The sequence below is a fragment of the Bradyrhizobium sp. ma5 genome (assembly GCF_042258955.1).
In the GTDB taxonomy this organism is placed as follows: Bacteria; Pseudomonadota; Alphaproteobacteria; order Rhizobiales; family Xanthobacteraceae; genus Bradyrhizobium.
Window position 1 is genome coordinate 1,478,890 of the sequence record NZ_CP170156.1, and the last position, 22,059, is coordinate 1,500,948.

The window sequence follows — 22,059 nt, forward strand, 5'->3', positions numbered from 1 at the left end:
CATGCGTGAAGCTTCATCGATCGCGATCCGCCGCGCCCGCCGCGAGGATGTCGCGGCCATCGTCGGCATGCTGGCGGACGATCCGCTCGGCAGTGCGCGCGAGCGGATCGCGGATCCGCTGCCGCAAAGCTATTACGATGCCTTTGCGCGGGTCGAGCGTGATCCGAACCTGCAACTCGTCGTCGCCGTCGATGGGGAGGGCGCCGTTGTCGGATGCCTGCAGCTTGCGGTTCTGCCAGGCATCAGCTCGCAGGGCTCTTCGCGCGGCCTGCTCGAGGACGTCCGTGTCGCAACACACTGCCGCAGCCGCGGTATCGGCGAGCAGCTCGTGCAGTGGGCGGTCGCGGAGGCGCGTGCGCAAGGTTGCATGCTCGTCGAGTTGCTGACGCATCACACGCGCGTCGATGCGCAGCGCTTCTATGAGCGGCTCGGATTCGCGCGCAGCCATATGGGCATGACGCTCCGCTTTTGACGTGCACGCAAGAAGTTGTGCCGCATACAGGACAATGCCTGCGGTAGCCGCTGCTGCGCTATCCGGTTAACAGCCAATAAACTAAGCCGGTCTCCGTGAATTTACGGGGCGGAACGAGTCCGGTATGTCGGGCGTCTCCCACGGGGCGGCGGCGACTGGGGATTGGAATGTCGGATTATTCGATCGTGCGGGTCGGCAACGAGTACATCGTGCAGGCCGGCGATAAGAGCATTTTGAAAGTATCGAGCCGGCGCAGGGCAGTTAAGATCATGACTCTCGCGGCAGATTTGCTCGATCAGGAGACGATGCAGCAGGTCGAGGACGCCCCATCAATCAGCCGTGATCCCCCGATTGCCCCGGAAAAGTCCGAACTTCCTTGACGTTTTGGGGCCCTTCCACTATTTCGGACGGCGGGAAACCTCTCCCCACCGAGAGGCAGCTATCTGGAAGGGTAGATTATGACTGCAGCGAAGCCCGCTTCGCGGCCCAACGTGCCGCATTTCTCCTCCGGCCCCTGCGCCAAGCGCCCCGGCTGGAACCCCAACAATCTCAAGGACGCCGCCCTCGGCCGCTCGCATCGTGCGAAGGTCGGCAAGGCCAAGCTCAAGCTCGCGATCGAATTGACGCGCGAAGTGCTTGAGGTGCCTGCGGACTACAAGATCGGCATCGTGCCGGCGTCGGACACCGGCGCGGTCGAGATGGCGCTGTGGTCGTTGCTCGGTGCGCGGCCCGTCACCACGCTCGCCTGGGAATCCTTCGGCGAGGGCTGGGTCAGCGACATCGTCAAGGAATTGAAGCTGAAGGACGTCACCAAGCTGAATGCGGCTTACGGTGAAATTCCCGATCTCGCCAAGGTCGACCCTGCGTCCGACGTCGTCTTCACCTGGAACGGCACCACCTCCGGCGTGCGCGTGCCGAACGCCGACTGGATCAGCGCAACCCGTGAAGGCCTCACGATTTGCGACGCGACCTCGGCTGCCTTCGCGCAGCCGCTCGATTTCGCCAAGCTCGATGTCGTCACCTTCTCCTGGCAGAAGGCGCTCGGCGGCGAAGCGGCGCACGGCATGCTGATCCTCAGCCCACGCGCAGTGGAACGGCTCGAGACCTACAAGCCGGCCTGGCCGCTGCCGAAGATTTTCCGCCTCACCAAGGGCGGCAAGCTCAACCAGGGCATCTTCGAAGGCGAGACCATCAACACGCCTTCGATGCTCTGTGTCGAGGACTATCTCGACGCGCTGAACTGGGCGAAGTCGATCGGCGGCCTGAAGGCGCTGATCGGGCGCGCCGACGCCAACACCAAGGCGCTCGCTGACTGGAAGGCGCGGACGCCCTGGATCGACTTCCTGGCCAAGGATCCCGCGATCCGCTCCAACACCTCGGTGTGCCTGAAGTTCACCGATCCCGCGATCACCTCGCTTCCATCAGATGCCCAGGCCGACTTCTGCAAGAAGCTGGTCGCGCTGGTGGAGAAGGAGAACGCCGGCTTCGACTTCGCGTATTACCGCGATGCGCCGGCAGGCCTGCGGATCTGGTGCGGCGCCACCGTCGAGGCCAAGGACGTCGAGTTGCTGACGCAGTGGATCGACTGGGCCTTCGCCGAGACCAAGGCAGCGCTGCCGAAGGCGGCATAAGCTTTCGCTTGTCACTTCTCCCCGTTCGTACGGAGAGAGGTCGGATTTCTCCGGGCGATGCGCGGCATCGTTCCGTGCAGTCCGGGTGAGGGGCCTTCTCGGCTTGTTCGTTGCCCGTGGCTGCCCCTCACCCCAACCCTCTCGCCGTAAGAACGGGGAGAGGGAGAAGTGATCTGAGACTTCACCACATCGGTCCAAGAGACCCGCCCGCTGCAGGGCAGAGGAACAGTCACATGACAAAACCCAAAGTTCTGATTTCCGACGCGCTGTCTCCCGCTGCCGTGCAGATCTTCAAGGATCGCGGCGTCGAGGTCGACTTCCAGCCCAATCTCGGCAAGGACAAGGAAAAGCTCGCCGAGATCATCGGCAACTATGATGGCCTTGCGATCCGCTCGGCCACCAAGGCGACCGCCAAGATCATCGAGAAGGCGACCAAGCTCAAGGTGATCGGCCGCGCCGGCATCGGCGTCGACAATGTCGAGATTCCGGCGGCGACCGCCAAGGGCATCATCGTGATGAACACGCCGTTCGGCAATTCGATCACGACCGCCGAGCACGCCATCACCCTGATGCTGGCGCTGGCGCGCGAAATCCCGCAGGCCGACGCCTCGACCCAGGCCGGCAAGTGGGAGAAGAACCGCTTCATGGGTGTCGAGATCACCGCCAAGACACTCGGGGTGATCGGTTGCGGCAATATCGGCTCGATCGTCGCTGACCGCGCGCTCGGCCTGCGCATGAAGGTGATCGCGTTCGATCCGTTCCTGTCGCCGGAACGCGCCAAGGACATCGGCGTCGAGAAAGTCGAGCTCGACGACTTGCTCAAGCGCGCCGATTTCATCACGCTGCACACGCCGCTGACCGAGAAGACCCGCAACGTCATCGACGCGGCCGCGATCGCCAAGATGAAGAAGGGTGTGCGCATCATCAACTGCGCCCGCGGCGGCCTGGTCGACGAGCAGGCGCTGGTCGATGCGCTGAATTCCAAGCATGTCGCGGGCGCCGCCTTCGACGTGTTCGTCGAGGAGCCGGCGACCTCGAACGTGCTGTTCGGCCATCCCAATGTGATCTGCACCCCGCATCTCGGCGCCTCCACCACCGAGGCGCAGGAGAACGTCGCGCTGCAGGTCGCCGAGCAGATGTCGGACTATCTGCTGTCGGGCGCGATCTCCAACGCGGTCAACTTCCCCTCGATCACGGCGGAAGAGGCGCCGAAGCTGAAGCCGTTCATCGAGCTCGCCGAGAAGCTCGGCTCGTTCGCCGGCCAGCTCACCGAGAGCGGCATCCTCAAGACCACGATCACCTACGAGGGCCACGTCGCCGAGATGAAGATCAAGGCGATCACCTCGGCGGTGCTGTCCGGCCTGCTGCGGCCGATGCTGGGCGAGGTCAACGTGGTGTCGGCGCCTGTCGTCGCCAAGGAGCGCGGCATGGTGGTGGACGAGGTCGTTCGTGCCGCGCAGAGCGACTATGAGAGCCTGATCACCGTCACCGTCACCACCGAGCGCCAGGAGCGTTCGGTGTCCGGCACAGTCTATGCCGACGGCAAGCCGCGTCTCGTCGACATCAAGGGCATTCGCGTCGACGCCGAGTTCGGCAAGTCGATGATCTACGTGACCAACGAGGACAAGCCGGGCTTCATCGGCGCGTTCGCGAGCCTCTTGGGTGACGCGAAAATCAATATCGCGACCTTCCATCTCGGCCGCGTCAAGCAGGGCGGCGACGCCATCGCGCTGGTCGAGGTCGACGGTGCGGTGCCGGCGGATCTGCTCGCCAAGGTGCAGTCGCTGCCGCAGGTGAAGCAGGCCAAGGCGCTGACGTTTTAAACGTTGTTTGAGCGGCTCTCGTCATCGCCCGGGACGGGCCGGCATGACGCGGGAAGATACCGCTCAAGCACATCCAAATTCCGATCTGCGGAACATGACGCCGCCTCCGGTCCCGGAGGCGGCGTTTGCCGTTCCGGGGCGCCTGGTATAGCTGTTGCGCCCGATGAAAAATGTGTACGAAGGCGTCAAGACGCGCCACTATCCGGCGATCTCAGAGGGAGAAAACAATGCGTGAAGCCGTAATCGTTTCCTACGCGCGCACCGGCCTGGCGAAGTCCGGCCGTGGCGGATTCAACATCACCCCGCCGATGTCATTGGCCGGGCACGCCATCAAGCACGCGGTCGAGCGCGCCGGCGTCGACAAGGATTATGTCGAGGATTGCTATCTCGGCAATTGCGCGCATGGCGCGCCGAACATCGGTCGTCAGGCCGCGCTGCTCGCCGGCCTGCCGAAGTCGACCGCGGGCGTCTCGGTGAACCGTTTCTGTTCGTCGGGCCTGCAGACCATTGCGATGGCTGCGAACTCGATCCGTTCCGACGGCTCCGATTGCATCGTCGCCGGCGGCGTCGAGAGCATCTCGATTCCGGGCGGCGGCTCGCCGAAGGAATCGATCGATCCCGACCTGCTGAAGACCGCGCCCGCCATCTTCATGGCGATGATCGATACCGCCGACATCGTCGCCGAGCGCTACAAGCTCAGCCGCGAATACCAGGACGAGTATTCGCTGGAGTCGCAGCGCCGCATGGCAGCCGCGCAGCAGGCCAACAAGTTCAAGGACGAAATCGTCCCGATGAAGACCAAGATGAAGGTGGTCGACAAGGCGACCAAGGCCGAGTCGATCGTCGACTACGTGGTCGATCGCGACGAGTGCAATCGCCCCGAAACCACGCTGGAAGGCCTTGCCAAGCTCGAGCCGGTCAAGGGCCCGGGCAAGTTCGTCACCGCCGGCAATGCCAGCCAGCTGTCCGACGGCGCCGCTGCCGTGGTGCTGATGGAAGCCAAGGACGCCGAGAAGCGCGGCCTCAACCCGCTCGGCCGCTTCGTCGCCTGGGCCTCGGCCGGCTGCGAGCCCGACGAGATGGGCATCGGTCCGGTGTTCGCCGTGCCGAAGCTCTTGAAGCGCCACGGCCTGAAGGTCGAGGACATCGATCTCTGGGAGCTCAACGAAGCCTTCGCCAGCCAGTGCCTCTATTCGCGCGACCAACTCGGCATCGATCCCGAGAAGTATAACGTCAACGGCGGCTCGATCGCGATCGGCCATCCCTTCGGCATGACCGGTGCCCGGCTCACCGGCCACCTCCTGCAGGAAGGCCGCCGCCGCAAGGCCAAGTGGGGCGTCGTGACCATGTGCATCGGTGGTGGTCAGGGCGGCGCAGGCCTGTTCGAGATCTACAGCTAAGCGCGATCGATCCTGATCGTGTCAGAACCAGCGGCCCGGCGGTAACGCCGGGCCGCTTCCGTTTGAAGCCGGTTATGTTGCCGGCAAATCCGCCGCGTGTTCGCCGAACTCGAGCGTGGAAATCAGTTCGAGCGTCTGCCTGAGATCGGCCGCTTGTTTCGCGCCGAAGGCGGCCTCGAAGCGCTCCTGCGCCTCACGCCAGGCGGCCTGTGACTCATCAAGCTGGGCTTCGCCGCGTTTGGTCAGCCGCACCAGGCGGCTGCGCCGGTCATTCTTGTCGACGGTGATGGTCAAAAGGCCGTCGCGCTCCAGCGGCTTGAGGTTGTGGTTGAGCGCGGTGCGGTCGAGCACCAGCGCGGCGGCCAGTTCGCCCATCGTCGGCGCGCCCGAACGTCTGATGTGGACCAGAATGGCGCGTTGCGTGCCGCGCAGGCCGGATGTCGCCAGGACCTGATCGTAGAGCTGCGACACGCGCCGCGTCGCCTTGCGCAACGCCGTGAGATTGCACCGGCTGGGTTCCATCTTCGCCATCGCTGCCTCCAAACTGGGCTTGACATATACATGCATATGCACCTATCTGCAATAGATGCATATGCACGTACCTGGAGGATGTGATGTCTGAGGTCGAGGCGGAGACGATCGGGCTGGCGATCGGAACTGACGCGCGGCGACGATCCCGCGTCGCAACACCGCGCCAGGTGCTTGCGATCGTCTCGGTGGGCATCTGCCTTGCCAATCTCGACCTCTTCATCGTCAATGTCGGGCTGCCGAACATCGCGCAGGAGTTTCGCGGTGCTCCGCTCGAGGATCTGTCCTGGATCCTCAACGCCTACGCGATCGTCTATGCGGCGCTGCTGGTGTTTTTCGGTCGGCTCGCCGAACGCCACAGCCGCAATCTGAGCTTCCTGCTCGGCGTTGCGCTGTTCACGGCCGCGTCGGCGGCTTGCGCGCTTGCGCCTGACGTCGAATTGCTGGTCGCCGCCCGCATCGCGCAGGCCGCCGGTGCGGCGTTGATGACGCCGACCTCGATCGGCCTGCTGCTGGCGTCGTTTCCACCCGACCAGCGCGCCGGGGCGGTGCGGACCTGGACGGCGATCGGCGGCCTTGCGGCCGCGCTCGGGCCGCTTGCCGGCGGCGTGCTCGTCACCTTCGACTGGCGTTGGATCTTCATCGTCAATGTCCCGATCGGTGTGGTCGCGCTCATCGTCGGCTGGCTGAAACTGCCGGAAGTGCCCGGCCATGACGTGCCGCGTCCGAGTTCATGGGCGGCGCTGCTGGTCACCTGCGGTATCGGTGCGCTGACCCTTGCGATCGTGAAGGCAAATGACTGGGGCTGGAACTCGCGCGGCACCGTACTTGGCTTCGCCATCGCGGCAGTGTCGCTCGCTGCCTTTGCGTGGCACTGCCTCAACTCGAAGAACCCCTTCGTCGATCCTGCGTTGTTCAAGGTGCGCCCGTTCACCGGGGCGACGTTCGTCATGGCGCCATACTCGGCGGCCTTCGGCGCCATGCTGCTGTCGGTGGCGTTGTGGGAGCAAACCGTGTGGGGCTGGTCGGCGCTGAAGACCGGCCTTGCGATCGCGCCGGGTCCGCTGCTTGTCCCGTTCACCTCGCTGTTGTTTGCCCGACGCCTGATTGCGCGATTTGGCGCCGCGGCCGTTGTGTCCGCCGGGATCGCATCGTTTGCGGGCGGACTCACGATCTGGGCAACGCTGCTTGGGGCCGACCCCAACATGCCCGCCTTTGTGGTCGGCATGATGTTCACCGGTATCGGCGTCGGGCTGACCTTTCCGACCCTGATGGGCGTCGGCGCCGGTTCGCTGCCGCCTTCGTCGTTTGCCACCGGCTCCGGCGTCATCAACATGGTTCGGCAGGCGGCGCTGGCGATCGGTGTCGCGATCTTTGTCGCGATCCTGGCAACGCCGACCACGATGACTGAGCGGATCGCGGCGTTTCAGCACGGTTGGTGGATCATGATCGCCATCACCGTTGCCGGCTTCGTGCCGAATGTTCTGTTCATCCGGCGCCGGGCGGATCGCTGACGCCTGAAAGTCATCGCCGCGCCATCCAGCGGCCGTGCCGCTGCCATTGTCGTGCCGCAGGGAAACCTCAATCGAACCAGTCCCTTCCTCGCTGCGTCTCACCACGAGAAACGGCGCGCCTTCGAGCCCGGCGCGCCGTTCGTCTCGCGCGCCATGCGGCGTTTTTTCCGGAGGGATGTCATGCGAAGGATTGCGAATTGTCTTGTGACCACCAGCCTGGTGCTGGCGGGTGCGCTGGTTGCCGGGCCGGTGCAGGCGGCCAATCTCGATGCGGCGTCGCAGGTCGATGCCGTGACCGTCTATCCCGACGGCGCGAGCGTCACCCGCGTCATCACGCTGGATCTGCCCGCCGGCGACAACACCCTCATCGCCAAGGATTTCCCGATGGCGCTCGACACGGGCTCGCTGCGGGTGGAAGGCGAGGCTGGCGCCAAGCTCACGATCGGGGCCATCGACGCGTGGCATCCGCGCCCGGTGTCGCCGGCCAACCTGCCCGAGATCGACAAGCGGATCGAGGCGCTGCGAGACCAGCGCGAGGATCTGCAAGGCATGATCACCTCGGCCGAGGCGCGGCGCAAATTCGCCGAACATTTCGCCGAGGCCGCGCCGGTCGGGATCGGCGAGAAGGGCGAGGCGCGTCCGGTCAGCGAGTGGCGCGCCGCGTTCTCGGCGGTCGGCGACGAGGTCGCGACCGCCGACAATGCGATCCGCGACGCCGCGCGCAAGCAGCGCGACATCGATCGCGAGATCGTGCGGCTTGAAGCGGAGCGCGCCGCCAAGCCGCCGAGCAAGCTCGAGGTGCGGATCGAGCTGGCCTCCGCCGCTGCCACCCGCGCGACGCTGCGGGTGACCTATGCGGTGCGCAACGCGCGCTGGACGCCGCTCTACGACGCCCGTCTCGATACCGGGACCAAGGACCGCAAGCCGGCGATCGAGCTGGTGCGCCGCGCCGAGATCACCCAGAGCACCGGCGAGGACTGGTCGAACGTCGCGCTCGTCGTCTCCACCGTCCGCGTCGCGCGCGGCGGCAACGCGCCCGATCTCAATTCATTGCTCGTGCGATATCCGTTACCGCCGCGACCGCTGGCCGCCGGCAAAGTGCTTGACAGCGTGCAACAGCGCGCGGCTTCGGCGCCCGCACCAGCGGCCGACGCAGTCAGGGAATTCCACTTTGGTGCAGGGGCGGTCATTGCGGAACAAGAGGCCATCGCCGACGTCGGCGCCTTCCAGGCCACCTTCAAGATTCCCGGCCGCGTCAGCGTCACCGCCAATGAGGGTGCCAAGAGCCTGCGCATCTCGACGGCCATGATCACTCCCGATCTCGCCATCCGCGCCGTCCCGGTGATCGATCCGACCGCGTTCCTGGAGGCGAGCTTCGTGCAGGCCGACGACGCGCCGCTGCTGCCGGGGCTGGTCGCAATCTACCGCGACGGCATCTTTGTCGGCCGCAGCCGGATGGCCACCGCCGCCAAGGACGAGACCGTGCGGCTCGGCTTTGGCGCCGACGACAAGGTCAAGATCGAGCGCGCGGTGGTGAAGCGCAACGAAGGCTCCGCCGGCCTGATCGTGACCACGTCGAAGACCGACGAGCGCGCCTTCAAGACCACGGTGCGCAACGGCCACGACTTCCCGATCAAGGTCGCGATCCAGGATCAGCTTCCGGTCAGCGAGAACGACGATATCGTGGTCGAGATGCTGCCGTCGTCGACGCCGGCAACCACAACCAATCTGCGCGACAAGCGCGGGGTGCTGGAGTGGGCGTTCGAGGCCAAGGCCGGCGAAGTCCGTGACATCAATTTCGCATGGCGGATGCGCTGGCCGAAGGACAAGGGCATCGTGATGGTGCCGGCGGGCTGATCTGCACCGGTAGCCGATGACATCCCTCCCGATCTCGGGCAACATTTTGCCAACGGCAAAAAAGCCTGAGATCGGGAGGATCCATGAGCTACCAGCACATCATCGTCGATGATCCGCGACCGCGCGTCCGTCGCATCACACTGAATCGGCCCGAGAAGCGCAACGCGCTGAACAACCGGCTGCGCGGCGAGATCTTCGAGGTGCTGGAGCAGGCCGATCGCGATCCCGACATTTCGATCTCGATCCTGCGCGGCGCGGGTCCGTGCTTCTCGGCAGGCTATGATCTCTCCGCCGACAACCGCGTCGACCAGCCCTATCATTCGGCATCCGGCCCCGGCCAGTGGTCGCGCCATGTCGTCGAAGGCTGGTTCTCGATCTGGGATCTCGCCAAGCCCGTGATCGCGCAGGTGCACGGTTATTGCCTCGCCGGCGGCACCGAGCTCGCGACCGCCTGCGACGTGGTCTATGTCGCCGACGATGCCCAGATCGGCTATCCGCCGGTGCGGCTGATGAGCCCGCCCGATATGCAGTATCACCCCTGGCTGGTCGGCATGCGCCGCGCCATGGAATTGATGCTGACGGGCGACGCGATGTCCGGCCGCGAGGCCGCCGAGTGGGGCTATGCGACCCGCTCGTTCCCGCTCGCCGAGCTGGAGGCGAAGACGCTGGATTTCGCCGAGCGCGCGGCAAAGGTGCCGGTCGAGCTGCAGCAGCTCAACAAGCGCTCAGTGCATCGCGCGATGGAGATCATGGGCGCCCGCGCCGCGATGCGCGCCGGCACCGAGATCCAGGCGCTGGCCTTCACCACCGAGGCGAGCAAGGCCTACATGGCCGGCTTCCGCCGCGACGGCGCCAGCGTCAAAGCCCAGCTCGACCAGCGCGACACCACGTTCGGGGATTACCGGACCAGGAAGGAATGATGGCTTTTGCGAATGCGGGCTAGAAGCGCGCGTCCTCCTCCAGCCATTGCTGATTGTCCCAGCGCGCGCGGCGGCCGACGACATATTCGCGAACATCGTCCATGAAGCGCACTTTGCTGGTGAGTGCTCCGATGAAAGCGGCCAGCGCCGCGATCCAGGGCCACAGATGCATCAGCAACATGGCGGGTATTTGGTTGGCGAACCCCGCCTGCAGCGCGCCCATGACCAGGTAAGCCAGGACGCCCCACACAGCGGCCAGGATCGTCGCCACGACCTCATAGCTGTTTTGATGGAACCTCACCAAGCGTCGCATCAAGCACAGGTAGGCAAAGTAGACGATCGCGCCGAGAAGCAATGCGGCCAGTCCAGGCGGAAGGCCCCAGCTCTGGTCCCAGCTCAAATACGCAACGAAGCCCGCGGCGATCAACGCCTCGATGTAGGTCAGGCTGGATTTTTCTCGCATGATTTGCCCCAGGCGATTCACGTATCCGCCGAGGCTATCATCATTGACCGCTTCGGTAGAAGGGCAATTGCAGAACAACCTTTGGAATGGGCTGGCCTCCGCAAATTCGCTGTCATGCCCCGCCTTGAGCGGGGCATCCAGTACGCCGCGGCTTGTCCGTTGAACTCGAACGCCTCTGGAATACTGCGTCGCCCGGTCAAGCCGGGCGACGACGCTGTTGTTGACAGCAAGCGCAACCGCTCACTTCGCTTTCAGGAAGTCACCGACTTCGAGCAGCACGAACTCGTCGTCATCGGCCTTGTTCGGATCGCGGCTCGAGGAGAACGGCAGGTTGTTGTCGTTGCCGACGATGATGTGGGTCTCGTCGACCCGATCGACGTTCTCGATGGTGAAGAACGGGAAGGTGTAGACGCCGTCGTTGAGCGGCTTGCGGGCCTTCTTGTTCGGATCGCGGATCTTCATCAGGTCGATATAGGCGATTGCCGACATTGGCGTCCGACAGCTCGATCTTGTAGACGCGCTTGAACTTGGCGAGGTCAGGGAAGCAGTTCTCGCCGCGGGTGCCTTGCGGGCAGGCCTTGTCGGCGGTGCCTTCGCCATTGTCGCGCTCGATCACGAGGCCCTGGGTCGGATCGATCATGTTGAAGTCGCCGATCGCGTTGCCGTTCTGCTCGAACACATATTGCCAGTAGCGCCCGGTGAACTTCTCCGCCGCGACGTCGAATTCGAGGATGCGCGAGGCTTCCTTGCCGTCGACCTTCTCCCAGTCCTTCTTGTCGGCATCCCACAGCGGCCCTTCGAGCAGGCCGTAGAGGAACTTGTCGTCCTTGGAGGACGCAAAGCCCTCATAGCCCTTGGAGCGGCGCAGATTGACGTTGGTGTAGGTGGCGCCGGGCGCGCCAGGCGACTGCACGGCCCAGTGATCCGGCGAGCGCACCGGCTTGCCGTCGGCGACCGTCTCGAACACCGCGAGGATCTTGCCGGTCTTGTCGGCCTTGAGGATATACGGCCCGAACTCGTCGCCGATCCAGAAAATGTCGTTGATGATCTGGAAGCCTTCGGTGTCGAAGTCGGCGCCGGTGAGGTAGCGCTTGGCGGTGTCCTCATGCACGATGCGGAACGGCACCTTCTTGTCGGGGTCGTGCAGGAACACGGTCTCCTGGCGTTCGATCTTGCCGCCGGCCCAATCCATCTTGTGGCGGTTCAGGTACAGCATCGAGTCCGCCGAGTTGTAGCGGGCACCCATGCCGTTGTCGGTGATCACCCAGAACGAGCCGTCGGGCATCGCCTTGATGCCGGAATGGCCCTGCAGCGGCTGGCCCTTGAACGGCAGCGACACGCCGGTCGGCCGCTCGTAGGATTTGCCCATCACGGTGCCGATGGCGTCGACGCGCTTGCCGGTGGTGTATTTGCCCGATGTCTTCAGATCGGCCGGTGCGTCAGTGGGGGCGTCGATGAAGCTCTCCGCCGGCATCACGGCGTGCCCTGCCAGCGTCGCCGGGAATTCGCCCTCGCTCTGCGCGAACGCCGATGTGGCGAGCAGGATCGAGGCGACGGAACAGAGCAGTGACAGGCGCATGGTTGATCTCCCAAAGGACAAACGATGCGGTGTTCTCCGAGCCGCCTGTTACAGCCGGCTGACAGTTTTGTGAATCCGCGGTGTTGCGACGGGATAAGCCTTGCGGCGTTACGTCGCCTTGGCCGCCGGCCGCATCGTCTGCGGTAGCAGGAACGGCACGCCACCTCCGGTGTAGTCGATCGTGGCGTCGATCTCGAAGATCTGCCTCAGCGTGTCGACCTGCATCGCCGCGGCGCGGTCGCCGTCGACGGCAAGCCGGCCGCGATGCAGCAGCAGGATGCGGTCGGCGAACCGCATCGCGAGGTTGAGATCATGCAGGATCGCGATCACGGCGGTGCCGCGCGCGGCGCGCCGCCGGGCGGTCTCGACCAGGTCGATCTGATGCCGCAGATCGAGGCTCGAGGTCGGCTCGTCGAGCAGCAACAGCCCCGGCCCGTGCAGCGCCTCGCCGCAGGCGAGCTGTACCAGCACGCGGGCGAAATGCGCGCGTTGCTGCTCGCCGCCAGATAGTGTCGGCAATTGCCTGAAACGGAAATGCGCGAGCCCAACCTCGTCCAGCGCGGCAGTCACCAGTGCACGCGTCACCGCGCGCGGGCTTTCGCCGGCGCCCATGCTGACGATTTCCTCGACCGTGAACGGGAAGCTGACGTTGACGTGTTGCGACAGCATCGCGCGGTGCTGCGCCAGCGCGCGCGGACCGTAGGCGTTGAGATCGCGCTGGCGGAGCCGGATCGTTCCGCGCGACGGACGGAGATCGCCCGACAGCATCCGGAGCAACGTAGATTTGCCGGCGCCGTTGGGACCGACGATCGCGATTATCTCGCCGGCGCCGATCTGCAGCGAGACCGCATCGACCAGCGTGGCACAGCCGACCGTCATCGATACCGACTGCGCCTCCAGTAGCACACTCACAGTGACACCAGGGAACGCTGGCGCAGCAGCATGGCGAGGAAGAACGGCGCCCCGATCGCCGCGGTCAGGATGCCGATCGGCATCTCGGCGGGAGCCACGATGGTGCGTGCCACGGTGTCGGCGCCGACCAGCAGGATGGCGCCGAGCAATGCGGAAGCCGGCAGCAGCCGGCGATGCCCGGGTCCGATCACAAGCCGCAGCAGATGCGGCACCACGATGCCGACGAAGCCGACCACACCGCAGACCGAAACCGCGACCCCGGTCATCGCTGACACTAGGACGATCGAAATGCGCTTCAGCCGTTCGACGTCGACGCCGCTGTGGAACGCCTCGGCTTCGCCAAGCACCAGCACGTCGAGCCCGCGCGCGATCGAGAGGCAGGCGATCAGAGCCGCGGCCAGCACGGGGGCAAGCGCCGTGAGCTTGGTCCAGGTCGCGCCGCTCAGCGAACCCAGCATCCAGAAGGTGATGTCGCGCAGCTGGCGGTCGTCGGCGACGAAGACCAGGAGCCCGATGCCGGCATTGGCGATCGCGGCAATCGCAAGCCCGGCGAGCAGGAAGATCGCGATCGAGGTCCGGCCGCCACGGCTCGCAATGCCATAGAGCACGATGGTCGTGATCAGCGACCCGGCGAAGGCCGCGATGGGCAGCAGCTGATGCTGCAGGAAGCGCAGGCTCTCGCCGAGATGGCCGTCGGTGAACACGATCGCCACTGTGGCGGCAAACGCGCCGCCGGAGGAGACGCCGACCAGCGCGGGATCGGCGAGGGGGTTGCGGAACAGGCCCTGCATGATGGCACCGGAGACGGCGAGCAGAGCGCCCACCATCGCAGCCGCTGCGATCCGCGGGATCCGGATCGACCACACCACGAGCTGGTCGCGCGCGAGCAGCGGGTTGGCCGCGCCGTCGGCCCATAGCCCGAGCGCGGCGGGAAGCCGTGCCACTGGGATACCCGCGGCCCCGACCGTCAGGGCGACCAGGGCGGCCCCCGCGAGCGCCGCAAGCAGGCAGAGCAGGGTGAGTGTCGCCGCCGGCCGTAGCGACATGCCGGCGCGCCGTTGTTTCGCACGCGCGGAGCGTTCGGCCAGCACGCTCATTGTCGGCAGTTCGCGGTCAGCGCCGCCGGCTTGAAGGTTGCGGCCTCCGGCGCCAGCGCCGGATAGAGCCTGACCGAGAGGTCGCGTGCCGCGGCCGCGGTGCGGGGTCCGAAGCCGAGCAGATAAAGCCCCTCCATCGCGATGAAGGCCTTGTTGGCCGCAACCGGAGTCAGTGCGAAAGCCGGATGGGTGAACACGGCCTCCGACGTCAGCGAGTCCTTGCCGCGATCGATCGACAGCACGACATCGGGTTTGGCGGCCACGATGGCCTCGTCGTTGACCGGCTTGTAGCCGTCGTAACCGTCGATCGCGTTGACGCCGCCGGCGAGCTGGATGATCTCGTCCGCGGCGGTCTTGTGGCCCGCGGCCAACGCCCGGCCGTTCAGGAGCGACATTACGAACATCACGCGCACCGGTTTCGTCACTTTGGCGCGCAGCGTGCGCAGTTGTGCGAGATCGCTCTCCACCGCGCTGGCGAGGCAAGCGGCGCGCGGATCGGCGCCCATGGCATGGCCCACAAGTTTGATCTTCTCGACCAGCCCGGCTTCCGAGAACGCCTCGGGCACCAGCACCAGCGGCACCTTCGCCGCCTCCAGCACGTCCATGGTCTCCTTCGGCCCGGAGCCCTGCACCGCGAGCACCAGCGACGGATGCAGGCCGAGCACGCCCTCCGGCGACAGCTGGCGCATGTAGCCGACGTCGGGCTTCTCGCGCAGCGCAGACGGCGGGTAGAGACTGGTCGCATCGACGCCGGCGATGCGGTCCTCGAAGCCGAGCGCATAGAGGATCTCGGTGATCGCACCGCCGATCGAGACGATCCGCGTGGGATCGTCGATCACGACGTCGCGGTCGCGCGCGTCGTGCACGCTGATGCCCTCGGCCGAGGCTGCGCCGATCGGCAGCAGACAGGAGAGCGCGAGCAAAGCGAGCGTGCGACAAATTGTCATCGGGGCGGTCATTTGGTCAGGATCAGCTTGTTCTGCGAGGTCAGCCGCAAGCGGTAATGCTCTTCGCCATGCACGATGATGATCTCGCGCTCGGCCGAGAACAGGTCGCGGCTGTCGAGGCGATTCCCGTGCATGACGAGCGTTTTGGCCGCGTCAGGCGCTGATACGGCCTGCTTTCCCGCCGCGCCGATCTTGTCTCCGGAAGTTGCCGACATGCTCGTGGTGCTGCGCCTTCGAAATCTTCAAATGATGCTTGCTTGTATAAGCGGGCGAAGGCGCATTCCAACGGCCGCACTTTACAATCGATGTAAACAGCGCCGCCGCATTCTTGACCGTTTTGTTGCCGGCTCGTAACCAATCATCACACGATGCGAGCCTGTGGCTTGCATCGCAACGTAGCCAGCAAGCCTCTCGGTGGAGCGCACGCCAGCCAAACCAGAAAAGCGATGATCGGGCTGGGGCTAGAATGGCTGACGGGGCTAGGATTTCGCGCGCCTTGATGTTGGGTGCGTCGGTGTTTTCATTTTCGGCAGCGCTGCCGGCAAGCGGTTTGGCGCAAACCGCCGATGCGTCGGCTGCGCGTCCCGCGACCGAGCGGCCGAAGCAGGCCCAGCGCAAGCCGAAGCCTGCGGCCAACCCGCAGGCGGCGGCGTCATCTGCGATGAATGCGCGCGCGCAGATCGGCGCGGTGCCGGTGCAATCGCTCGACACCATCACGGCCGTCGCATCCAAGACCGAAGAGCGCGCGATCGACGCGCTGGCGCCGGTCAGTTCCGTCACGCTGGAGAAGATTCAGGGCCTGCAGCCGAACCGGGTGTCCGACATCTTCTATAACGTGCCCGGTGTCTCGTTTCAGGAACGTGGCGACGATCCGGCGACCGTCGTCAACATCCGCGGCCTGCAGGACTTCGGCCGCGTCGCGGTCGTGGTCGACGGCGCGCGGCAGAACTATCAGCGTACCGGCCACAACGCCAACGGCTCCTTCTTCCTCGATCCCGAATTGATCGGCGGCGTCGACGTGGTGCGCGGCCCGACCGCGAATATCTACGGCTCCGGCGCGATCGGCGGCGTGGTCTCGTTCCGCACCAAGGATATCGACGACGTGGTGCGTCCCGGCGAACGCTGGGGCGTCGACATGTCGGGGTCCTACGGCAGCAACAAGGACCGCGGCATGGGCTCTGTGTTCGGCGGCGTGCGTGCCGATCCGAACGTCGATGTGTTCGGCGGCGCGGTCTACCGCACCCAGAGCAACTACAAGGACGGCGCGGGCACCGAGATCGGCAACACCGGCAACGATATCGCGGCCGGCCTGATGAAGGTGACAATCCGCCCGGCCGAAGGCCACGAGTTCAAGATCGGCGGCGTCTTCCAGGACTACCAGTATAATATCGGTCAGCCGAACCGCGGCCCGACCACGACTGCGGCGCCGCTGGCCGCGATCGCGGGTTCCTCGGTCTATGCCTCCGATGCGAGGAACTACACGGGTACGCTGAGCTGGCGATATTCCAAGCCCGACGACAAGCTGTTCGACTGGAACATCTCGGTCTATGGCAACCGCACCGACAACGACCAGGTCAAGACCTACAACAACCGCATCACGTCAGGCGGCGGCGTCTGTACGCTCGCCAATCCCGGCAACAACATCTCCGGCTGCGTCGGCGACAAGCGCGGCTATTCGCTCGACACCGTCGGCCTCGACGTCAACAACACCTCGCGCTTCAATTTCGGCGACTGGCGCAACGCCGTGACCTACGGCTTCGACGCGTTCCGCGATGATGTCGAGACCTTCGACTCGCGCGGCAATTCCAACATCACGACACCCGGCGGCCAGCGCACGGTGTCCGGCGGCTTCGTGCAGCTGAAGCAGAACTATTCGACCTGGCTCGAGCTCGTCAGCGCCGTTCGCTACGATCACTACGAGCTCACCTCGCTCAGCACCAGGACCAGCGGCGACCGGCTCTCGCCGAAAATCACGGTCGGCGTCACGCCGGTGGCCGGCTTCACGCCCTATGTGAGCTATGCCGAAGGCTATCGCGCACCGTCGATCACCGAGACCCTGATCTCGGGCGGCCATGCCACCGGCGGCGGGCCGGCCCTGTTCAACTGCCCCGACGGCACCAGCGGCCTGTTCTGCTTTCTGCCGAATGCGGCGCTGCGGCCCGAGGTCGGTAAGAACAAGGAAGCCGGCATCAATCTGAAGTATGACGGCATCTTCACCGCGAATGATTCATTCCGCGGCAAGATCAACGTGTTCCACAACGACGTCGACGGCTATATCGACCTCGTCGCGTCGACGCCGACCACGACGCCGTTCGGACGCTTCAGCCAGTTCTACCAGTACCAGAACATAGCCCATGCCCGTATCGAGGGCTTTGAGCTCGAGACGATGTATGACGCGGGCGACTGGTTCGTCGGCGTCGCCGGCCATCTGATGCGCGGCCGGAACACCGCGACCAATGTCGGGCTCGCCACCATCACGCCGCGCAAGGTGACGACGACGGGCGGCGTCCGCCTGCTCGATCGCACGCTGATCATTGCCGCGCAATGGTCCTCGTTCGGCGCCAACAACGATTTGCCGGCGGGCTATCTGCCCTCGACCGGCTACGAGCTGGTCAACCTCTATCTGACCTGGAACGCCACCAAGGACATCACCTTCACGGCGTCGGTCGACAATCTCTTGAACCAGTACTACCGGCCCTATGCGATCCCGGGCTCCTCGAGCGACGGCACGACGCAGAACGACGTGCTGTTCTCGAGCCCCGGTCCAGGCACCGTGTACAAGGCCGGGCTGAAGATTCACCTAGGTGGAGCGTAACGCGACGAGCCGATCATTCCATCCAGGTTGCTCCGGCCGCGCTGGTGCCCCCAGCGCGGCTTTGGCGCGTTCATGATATCAACGAGATCAACCGGCAGGATCGCCCGCGGGCATCCGCCGTCAAACAGGAGAAGGCTTTCATGTTCATCGCAATGAACCGGTTTCAGGTGATCAAGGGCAAGGAACAGGCGTTCGAGACCGTCTGGAAGACCCGCGAATCCTATCTCGGCGATCTGCCGGGATTCATCGAGTTTCACCTCGTGAAGGGTCCCGAGGCCGAGGACCACACGCTCTATGCGACCCACACCGTGTGGGCCAGCAAGGCGGCGTTCGAGGACTGGACCAAGTCCGATGCGTTCCGCCGCGCCCATTCCCGCGCCGGCAACGAGACCGGCGGCAGCCTCTATCTCGGCCATCCCAGGTTCGAAGGTTTTGAGGTGCTGATCACCGAGCGCGCCAAGAGCCCGGCGTGACGGAGGCGGCCGTGCAGAACGCGGAGCTTGCCGGGTTGAAGGCCTACATGGCCGACAATCCCGGCGCTGTGATCGAGGACGTCGCGCGCGAACGCAAGATGACGCCGCGTGCGGTGCTCGAGGCGTTGCCCGACGGCATGGTGCGGATCGGGGCGGGCGAGTTCGCCGCCGCGATGCAGGACATCGCGGAATGGGGCGAGGTGACGCTGATCGTGCACACCGATGACGCGATTTTCGAGTTCACCGGCGCCATTCCGAAAGGCGAGGTGGGCCGCGGCTATTTCAACCTGATGCAGCCGAAGGGCTTGCACGGCCACCTCAGGCACGAGCGTTGTGCGGCGATCGCGTTCGTTGAGCGACCATTCATGGGCAAGGTGTCGGCCTTCATCGCCTTCATCAATCTCGACGGCGGCATCATGTTCAAGGTGTTCGTCGGCCGCGACGAGACGCGCGCGCTGCGCGGCGATCAGTTGGCGCGCTTCCACGCGCTGGCGGACCGCATCGCACCGAAAGCAGGCTGAGACCGACGAAGGACGGGAGGCGACCATGTCGCATCGCAGGCTTGGGCGACGCATCGGGATGTTGGCGGGCGCCATGTTCGGCATGCTGCCGGGCGCGGGCCTTGCGGCAGCCGACGCTGCGCTGCTGCCGCACAATCTCTCGCCCTGGGGCATGTTCGAGAGCGCCGACATCGTCGTGAAGGCGGTGATGATTGGGCTCGCCTTCGCCTCGCTCGTCACCTGGACGGTCTGGCTCGCCAAGACCGTCGAGATCCGCCGCAAGACGACGCTTGCGCGGCAGCGGATCGGGCTGCTGGAGCGCGACACGCAGCTCGCCGAGGTCGAGCAGGCCAGCCGCGACGGCAGCGATGCCGTGGCGCAGATCGTGCAGTCGGCCTCGCGCGAGGCGGCGCTTTCCGGCGGCATGTTCGACGACGGCTTCAAGGAGCGCATCGCGCTGCGGCTGGAGCGGGTGGAGGCGGCGATGTCGCGGCAGATCGCGCGCGGCACCGGCGTGCTCGCCACCATCGGCGCCACCGCGCCCTTCGTCGGCCTGTTCGGCACGGTGTGGGGTATCATGAATGCCTTCATCGGCATCTCCGAGGCCCACACCACCAATCTCGCCGTGGTCGCGCCCGGCATTGCCGAGGCGCTGCTGGCGACCGCGCTGGGCCTCGTCGCGGCGATCCCGGCGGTCGTGATCTACAATCACCTGACGCGTTCGATCGCAGCCTACCGCGCGCTGCTCGGCGACGCCTCCGTCATGGTGATGCTGGTCGTCAGCCGCGAGGGCGATCGCAGCCTGTTCCGGCTGGCGCGCGCTGCGGAGTAGGCGATGGGTGCGAAGCTCGGCTCGGGCGGTGCATTCGGCGGCCGACGTCGCGGCGACGACGACCTGGTCGAGGCGCATGAAATCAACGTCACGCCGTTCATCGACGTGATGCTGGTGCTGCTGATCATCTTCATGGTGGCGGCGCCGCTTGCGACCGTCGACCTCGGCGTCGATCTGCCGGCCTCGACCGCCGAGCCGCAGCCGCGGCCGGACAAGCCGGTATTCGTCACGGTGAAGCCCGACCTTTCGGTCGCGGTCGGCGAGGACGTGATCGCGCGCGACGCGCTGACCGCGACACTCGATGGCGCCACGCAGGGCAAGAAGGACGAGCGCATCTTCCTGCGTGCCGACAAGGCGGTCAGCTATGGCGACCTGATGGAGGTGATGAACCTGTTGCGCAACGCGGGCTATCTCAAGATCGCGCTGGTCGGCCTCGACGGGCGCAGCTGATTTCATGAATGCGTACGTGCTCCATAGTACGGGCGACGATCTCAGGCTGAGGTGGGGCCTGTCGGCGGCCGCGATCCTTGCCGCGCATGCGGCGCTGATTGCGCTCGGCATCACCTGGGTCTCGGCGCCACCGCCGGGCGTTGCCGTGCCTGCGGTGCTGGTCGACCTGACGCCGATCACGTCCTCGCCGGCGATCTCGGAGACCGAGCTGCCGCCGGGCCCGGCGATGCAGGAGGCTGACGCCTCGCCGCCGGTGCCTGCCGCCGCGCAGGCGGTGAAGGAGGAGATCGCCCCGACGCCGCTGCAGGAGAAGCCCGATGTGGCAGCGCCGCCGGAGCAGAAGCAGCAGGTTACGCCGCCGAAGCCCGAACCCACGGAGGTCGTTCCGGAGCGGAAGCCCGAACCCATCAAGCCCAAGGTGGTCCGCCGGGAGGCAAAGAAGCCGTCCGAGGCGACGCCGGCACCGCGCACCAGCGCGCCGAGCCGCGCCGAGCGTCAGGCGCCCGCGGCATCCGCGATCAGCGCCGGCGCAGCCGCGTCGGCGATCGCGGCCTACAACGCACGCGTTCGCGCGCATTTGCTGCGCTTCCACTCCTATCCGGCCGGGGGCAACGGCCAGCGCGGCGTGGTCCGCCTGGTGTTCACGCTCGGCCGCGGCGGGCAGGTGCTGTCGAGCCATCTCGGCGGCTCCTCCGGCAATCCGACCTTCGACGCGCGGGCGCTGGCGATGGTGCGCCAGGCCCAGCCGTTTCCGGCGTTTCCATCCGAGGTCACGCAGGGCTCGATGGGCTTCAGTGTGCCGGTTGCGTTCGTGCCAAGGTAGCGTCCGATACTCTTGACGGGCGATCTCGCTATCCCGTCATGCTGAGGAGCGCGCAGCGCGTCTCGAAGGATGCACGGCCCGGCTGGTGGCCGTTCATCCTTCGAGGCTTGCTCCGCTCGCACCTCAGGATGACGGTGACAGACTGAGTTCGCTTCGACCGATGCCCCCGCTACTCCTTCACCGCGCCCGTCAGCGACGACACGTAGTAGTCGACGAACAGTGAGTAGAACAGCGCGACCGGTAGCGAGCCGAGCAGGGAGCCGGCCATCAGCGCGCCCCACTGGTAGACGTCGCCGGTGATGAGCTCGGTCAGGATCGCGACCGGCACGGTCTTGTTGGCGCCGCTCTGGATGAAGGCGAGCGCGTAGATGAACTCGTTCCACGACAGCGTGAAGGAGAAGATGCCGGCCGAGATCAGGCCCGGCACCGCAAGCGGCAACGTGATCCGCCACAGGATCTGCAACCGCGTCGCGCCGTCGACCAGCGCGCATTCCTCGAGCTCGTAGGGGATCGACTTGAAATAGCCGATCAGGAGCCAGGTGCAGAACGGAACCAGGAAGGTCGGATAGACCAGGATCAGCGCCAGCGGTGAATCGAACAGGCCGAACTGCACGATCACCGTGGCGAGCGGAATGAACAGGATCGACGGCGGCACCAGATAGGCGAGGTAGATGCCGAGCCCGACATAGGGGCTGCCGCGGAAGCGCAGCCGCTCGATCGCGTAGGCGGCAAGCGTCGAGGCAAACAGCGACAGGAAGGTCGAGCCGATCGCGACCAGCATGGTGGTCTTCAGCCAGCGCGGATACGAGGTGTCAAACAACAGGTGCTTGACATGCGCCAGCGTCGGCGAGGTGATCCAGAACGGATTGTGCTGCTTGTAGTTCAGGAGCTCCGCGTTCGGTTTGAACGAGGTGATCGCCATCCAGTAGAACGGGAACAGCAGGATCAGGATGAAGCAGGCGAGCGGCAGATAGATCATCACCACGCGCCGGGCGCCGGAGTCCCACGACATCGTGTCCGGTG

At 65.6% G+C, this 22,059-nt stretch carries 21 protein-coding genes and 1 pseudogene; 14 read left to right on the forward strand and 8 right to left on the reverse strand.

The window, feature by feature from the left end; all coding sequences use genetic code 11:
• The first annotated feature begins 1 nt into the window (after position 1).
• From ACE103_RS06880 to ACE103_RS06900, 5 genes are all read left to right on the forward strand, one after another.
• Positions 2-472, forward strand: coding sequence for a GNAT family N-acetyltransferase (locus tag ACE103_RS06880; protein WP_375778815.1), 471 nt, complete (start codon positions 2-4; stop codon positions 470-472).
• Between the two features lie 167 nt (positions 473-639).
• Positions 640-852 (forward strand): hypothetical protein, encoded by a 213-nt coding sequence (locus ACE103_RS06885; RefSeq protein WP_223969720.1) that lies wholly within the window; start codon positions 640-642, stop codon positions 850-852.
• A gap of 78 nt (positions 853-930) precedes the next feature.
• Positions 931-2,103, forward strand: coding sequence for a phosphoserine transaminase (locus tag ACE103_RS06890; protein ID WP_342713181.1), 1,173 nt, complete (start codon positions 931-933; stop codon positions 2,101-2,103).
• Between the two features lie 233 nt (positions 2,104-2,336).
• Positions 2,337-3,926 carry a phosphoglycerate dehydrogenase gene (gene serA / locus ACE103_RS06895; protein ID WP_375778816.1) on the forward strand — a complete coding sequence of 530 codons (1,590 nt, stop codon included), beginning with the start codon at positions 2,337-2,339 and terminating at the stop codon, positions 3,924-3,926.
• Between the two features lie 227 nt (positions 3,927-4,153).
• Positions 4,154-5,326, forward strand: coding sequence for a thiolase family protein (locus ACE103_RS06900; RefSeq protein WP_375778817.1), 1,173 nt, complete (start codon positions 4,154-4,156; stop codon positions 5,324-5,326).
• Positions 5,327-5,398: 72 nt separating this feature from the next.
• Here the strand turns inward: ACE103_RS06900 and ACE103_RS06905 are convergent, their stop codons facing one another.
• Complete coding sequence (locus ACE103_RS06905) at positions 5,399-5,857, reverse strand: MarR family winged helix-turn-helix transcriptional regulator (protein ID WP_375778818.1); 459 nt, start codon at positions 5,855-5,857, stop codon at positions 5,399-5,401.
• Between the two features lie 83 nt (positions 5,858-5,940).
• Between ACE103_RS06905 and ACE103_RS06910 the strand changes: the two genes are divergently transcribed.
• The 3 genes from ACE103_RS06910 (at position 5,941) to ACE103_RS06920 (ending at position 10,145) form a co-directional block, all read left to right on the forward strand.
• Positions 5,941-7,368: an MFS transporter gene (locus ACE103_RS06910; RefSeq protein WP_375778819.1), complete on the forward strand. Its 1,428-nt coding sequence runs from the start codon at positions 5,941-5,943 to the stop codon at positions 7,366-7,368.
• A 180-nt stretch (positions 7,369-7,548) separates the two neighbouring features.
• Positions 7,549-9,225: a mucoidy inhibitor MuiA family protein gene (locus tag ACE103_RS06915; RefSeq protein ID WP_375778820.1), complete on the forward strand. Its 1,677-nt coding sequence runs from the start codon at positions 7,549-7,551 to the stop codon at positions 9,223-9,225.
• Positions 9,226-9,308: 83 nt separating this feature from the next.
• Positions 9,309-10,145, forward strand: a complete 837-nt coding sequence (locus tag ACE103_RS06920) for an enoyl-CoA hydratase-related protein (RefSeq protein WP_375778821.1) — start codon at positions 9,309-9,311, stop codon at positions 10,143-10,145.
• Positions 10,146-10,164: 19 nt separating this feature from the next.
• Here ACE103_RS06920 and ACE103_RS06925 read toward each other — a convergent pair whose 3' ends face one another.
• The 6 genes and pseudogenes from ACE103_RS06925 to ACE103_RS06950 form a co-directional block, all read right to left on the reverse strand.
• Complete coding sequence (locus ACE103_RS06925; protein WP_375778822.1) at positions 10,165-10,608, reverse strand: hypothetical protein; 444 nt, start codon at positions 10,606-10,608, stop codon at positions 10,165-10,167.
• Between the two features lie 240 nt (positions 10,609-10,848).
• Positions 10,849-12,187 (reverse strand): annotated as a pseudogene (locus tag ACE103_RS06930) (esterase-like activity of phytase family protein).
• Between the two features lie 108 nt (positions 12,188-12,295).
• Positions 12,296-13,099, reverse strand: a complete 804-nt coding sequence (locus ACE103_RS06935; protein ID WP_375778823.1) for a heme ABC transporter ATP-binding protein — start codon at positions 13,097-13,099, stop codon at positions 12,296-12,298.
• A complete protein-coding gene (locus tag ACE103_RS06940) occupies positions 13,096-14,196 on the reverse strand; it encodes a FecCD family ABC transporter permease (protein WP_375778824.1) in 1,101 nt (366 codons plus the stop codon). Before ACE103_RS06940 ends, ACE103_RS06935 begins: the two co-directional genes overlap by 4 nt.
• Positions 14,193-15,143: a hemin ABC transporter substrate-binding protein gene (locus ACE103_RS06945; RefSeq protein WP_375778825.1), complete on the reverse strand. Its 951-nt coding sequence runs from the start codon at positions 15,141-15,143 to the stop codon at positions 14,193-14,195. Before ACE103_RS06945 ends, ACE103_RS06940 begins: the two co-directional genes overlap by 4 nt.
• Before the next feature lie 8 nt (positions 15,144-15,151).
• Positions 15,152-15,358 carry a hemin uptake protein HemP gene (locus tag ACE103_RS06950; RefSeq protein ID WP_375778826.1) on the reverse strand — a complete coding sequence of 69 codons (207 nt, stop codon included), beginning with the start codon at positions 15,356-15,358 and terminating at the stop codon, positions 15,152-15,154.
• Between the two features lie 251 nt (positions 15,359-15,609).
• Here ACE103_RS06950 and ACE103_RS06955 point away from each other — a divergent pair, with 251 nt between their 5' ends.
• From ACE103_RS06955 to ACE103_RS06980, 6 genes are all read left to right on the forward strand, one after another.
• Positions 15,610-17,958: a TonB-dependent hemoglobin/transferrin/lactoferrin family receptor gene (locus ACE103_RS06955; protein WP_375778827.1), complete on the forward strand. Its 2,349-nt coding sequence runs from the start codon at positions 15,610-15,612 to the stop codon at positions 17,956-17,958.
• A 140-nt stretch (positions 17,959-18,098) separates the two neighbouring features.
• Positions 18,099-18,431: an antibiotic biosynthesis monooxygenase gene (locus ACE103_RS06960; RefSeq protein ID WP_097673166.1), complete on the forward strand. Its 333-nt coding sequence runs from the start codon at positions 18,099-18,101 to the stop codon at positions 18,429-18,431.
• Positions 18,432-18,478: 47 nt separating this feature from the next.
• Entirely contained in the window at positions 18,479-18,952 is a 474-nt protein-coding gene (gene hutX / locus ACE103_RS06965) for a heme utilization cystosolic carrier protein HutX (protein ID WP_375781028.1), read from the forward strand.
• Between the two features lie 58 nt (positions 18,953-19,010).
• Positions 19,011-19,763, forward strand: coding sequence for a tonB-system energizer ExbB (gene exbB, locus ACE103_RS06970; protein WP_375781029.1), 753 nt, complete (start codon positions 19,011-19,013; stop codon positions 19,761-19,763).
• A 3-nt stretch (positions 19,764-19,766) separates the two neighbouring features.
• Positions 19,767-20,213, forward strand: a complete 447-nt coding sequence (gene exbD / locus ACE103_RS06975) for a TonB system transport protein ExbD (protein WP_375778828.1) — start codon at positions 19,767-19,769, stop codon at positions 20,211-20,213.
• A 4-nt stretch (positions 20,214-20,217) separates the two neighbouring features.
• The gene (locus ACE103_RS06980) at positions 20,218-21,036 is read left to right on the forward strand and encodes a TonB family protein (protein WP_375778829.1); all 819 of its coding nucleotides are present in this window, start codon (positions 20,218-20,220) and stop codon (positions 21,034-21,036) included.
• A gap of 169 nt (positions 21,037-21,205) precedes the next feature.
• Here ACE103_RS06980 and ACE103_RS06985 read toward each other — a convergent pair whose 3' ends face one another.
• Entirely contained in the window at positions 21,206-22,048 is an 843-nt protein-coding gene (locus ACE103_RS06985) for a carbohydrate ABC transporter permease (RefSeq protein WP_375781030.1), read from the reverse strand.
• Positions 22,049-22,059: the final 11 nt, after the last annotated feature.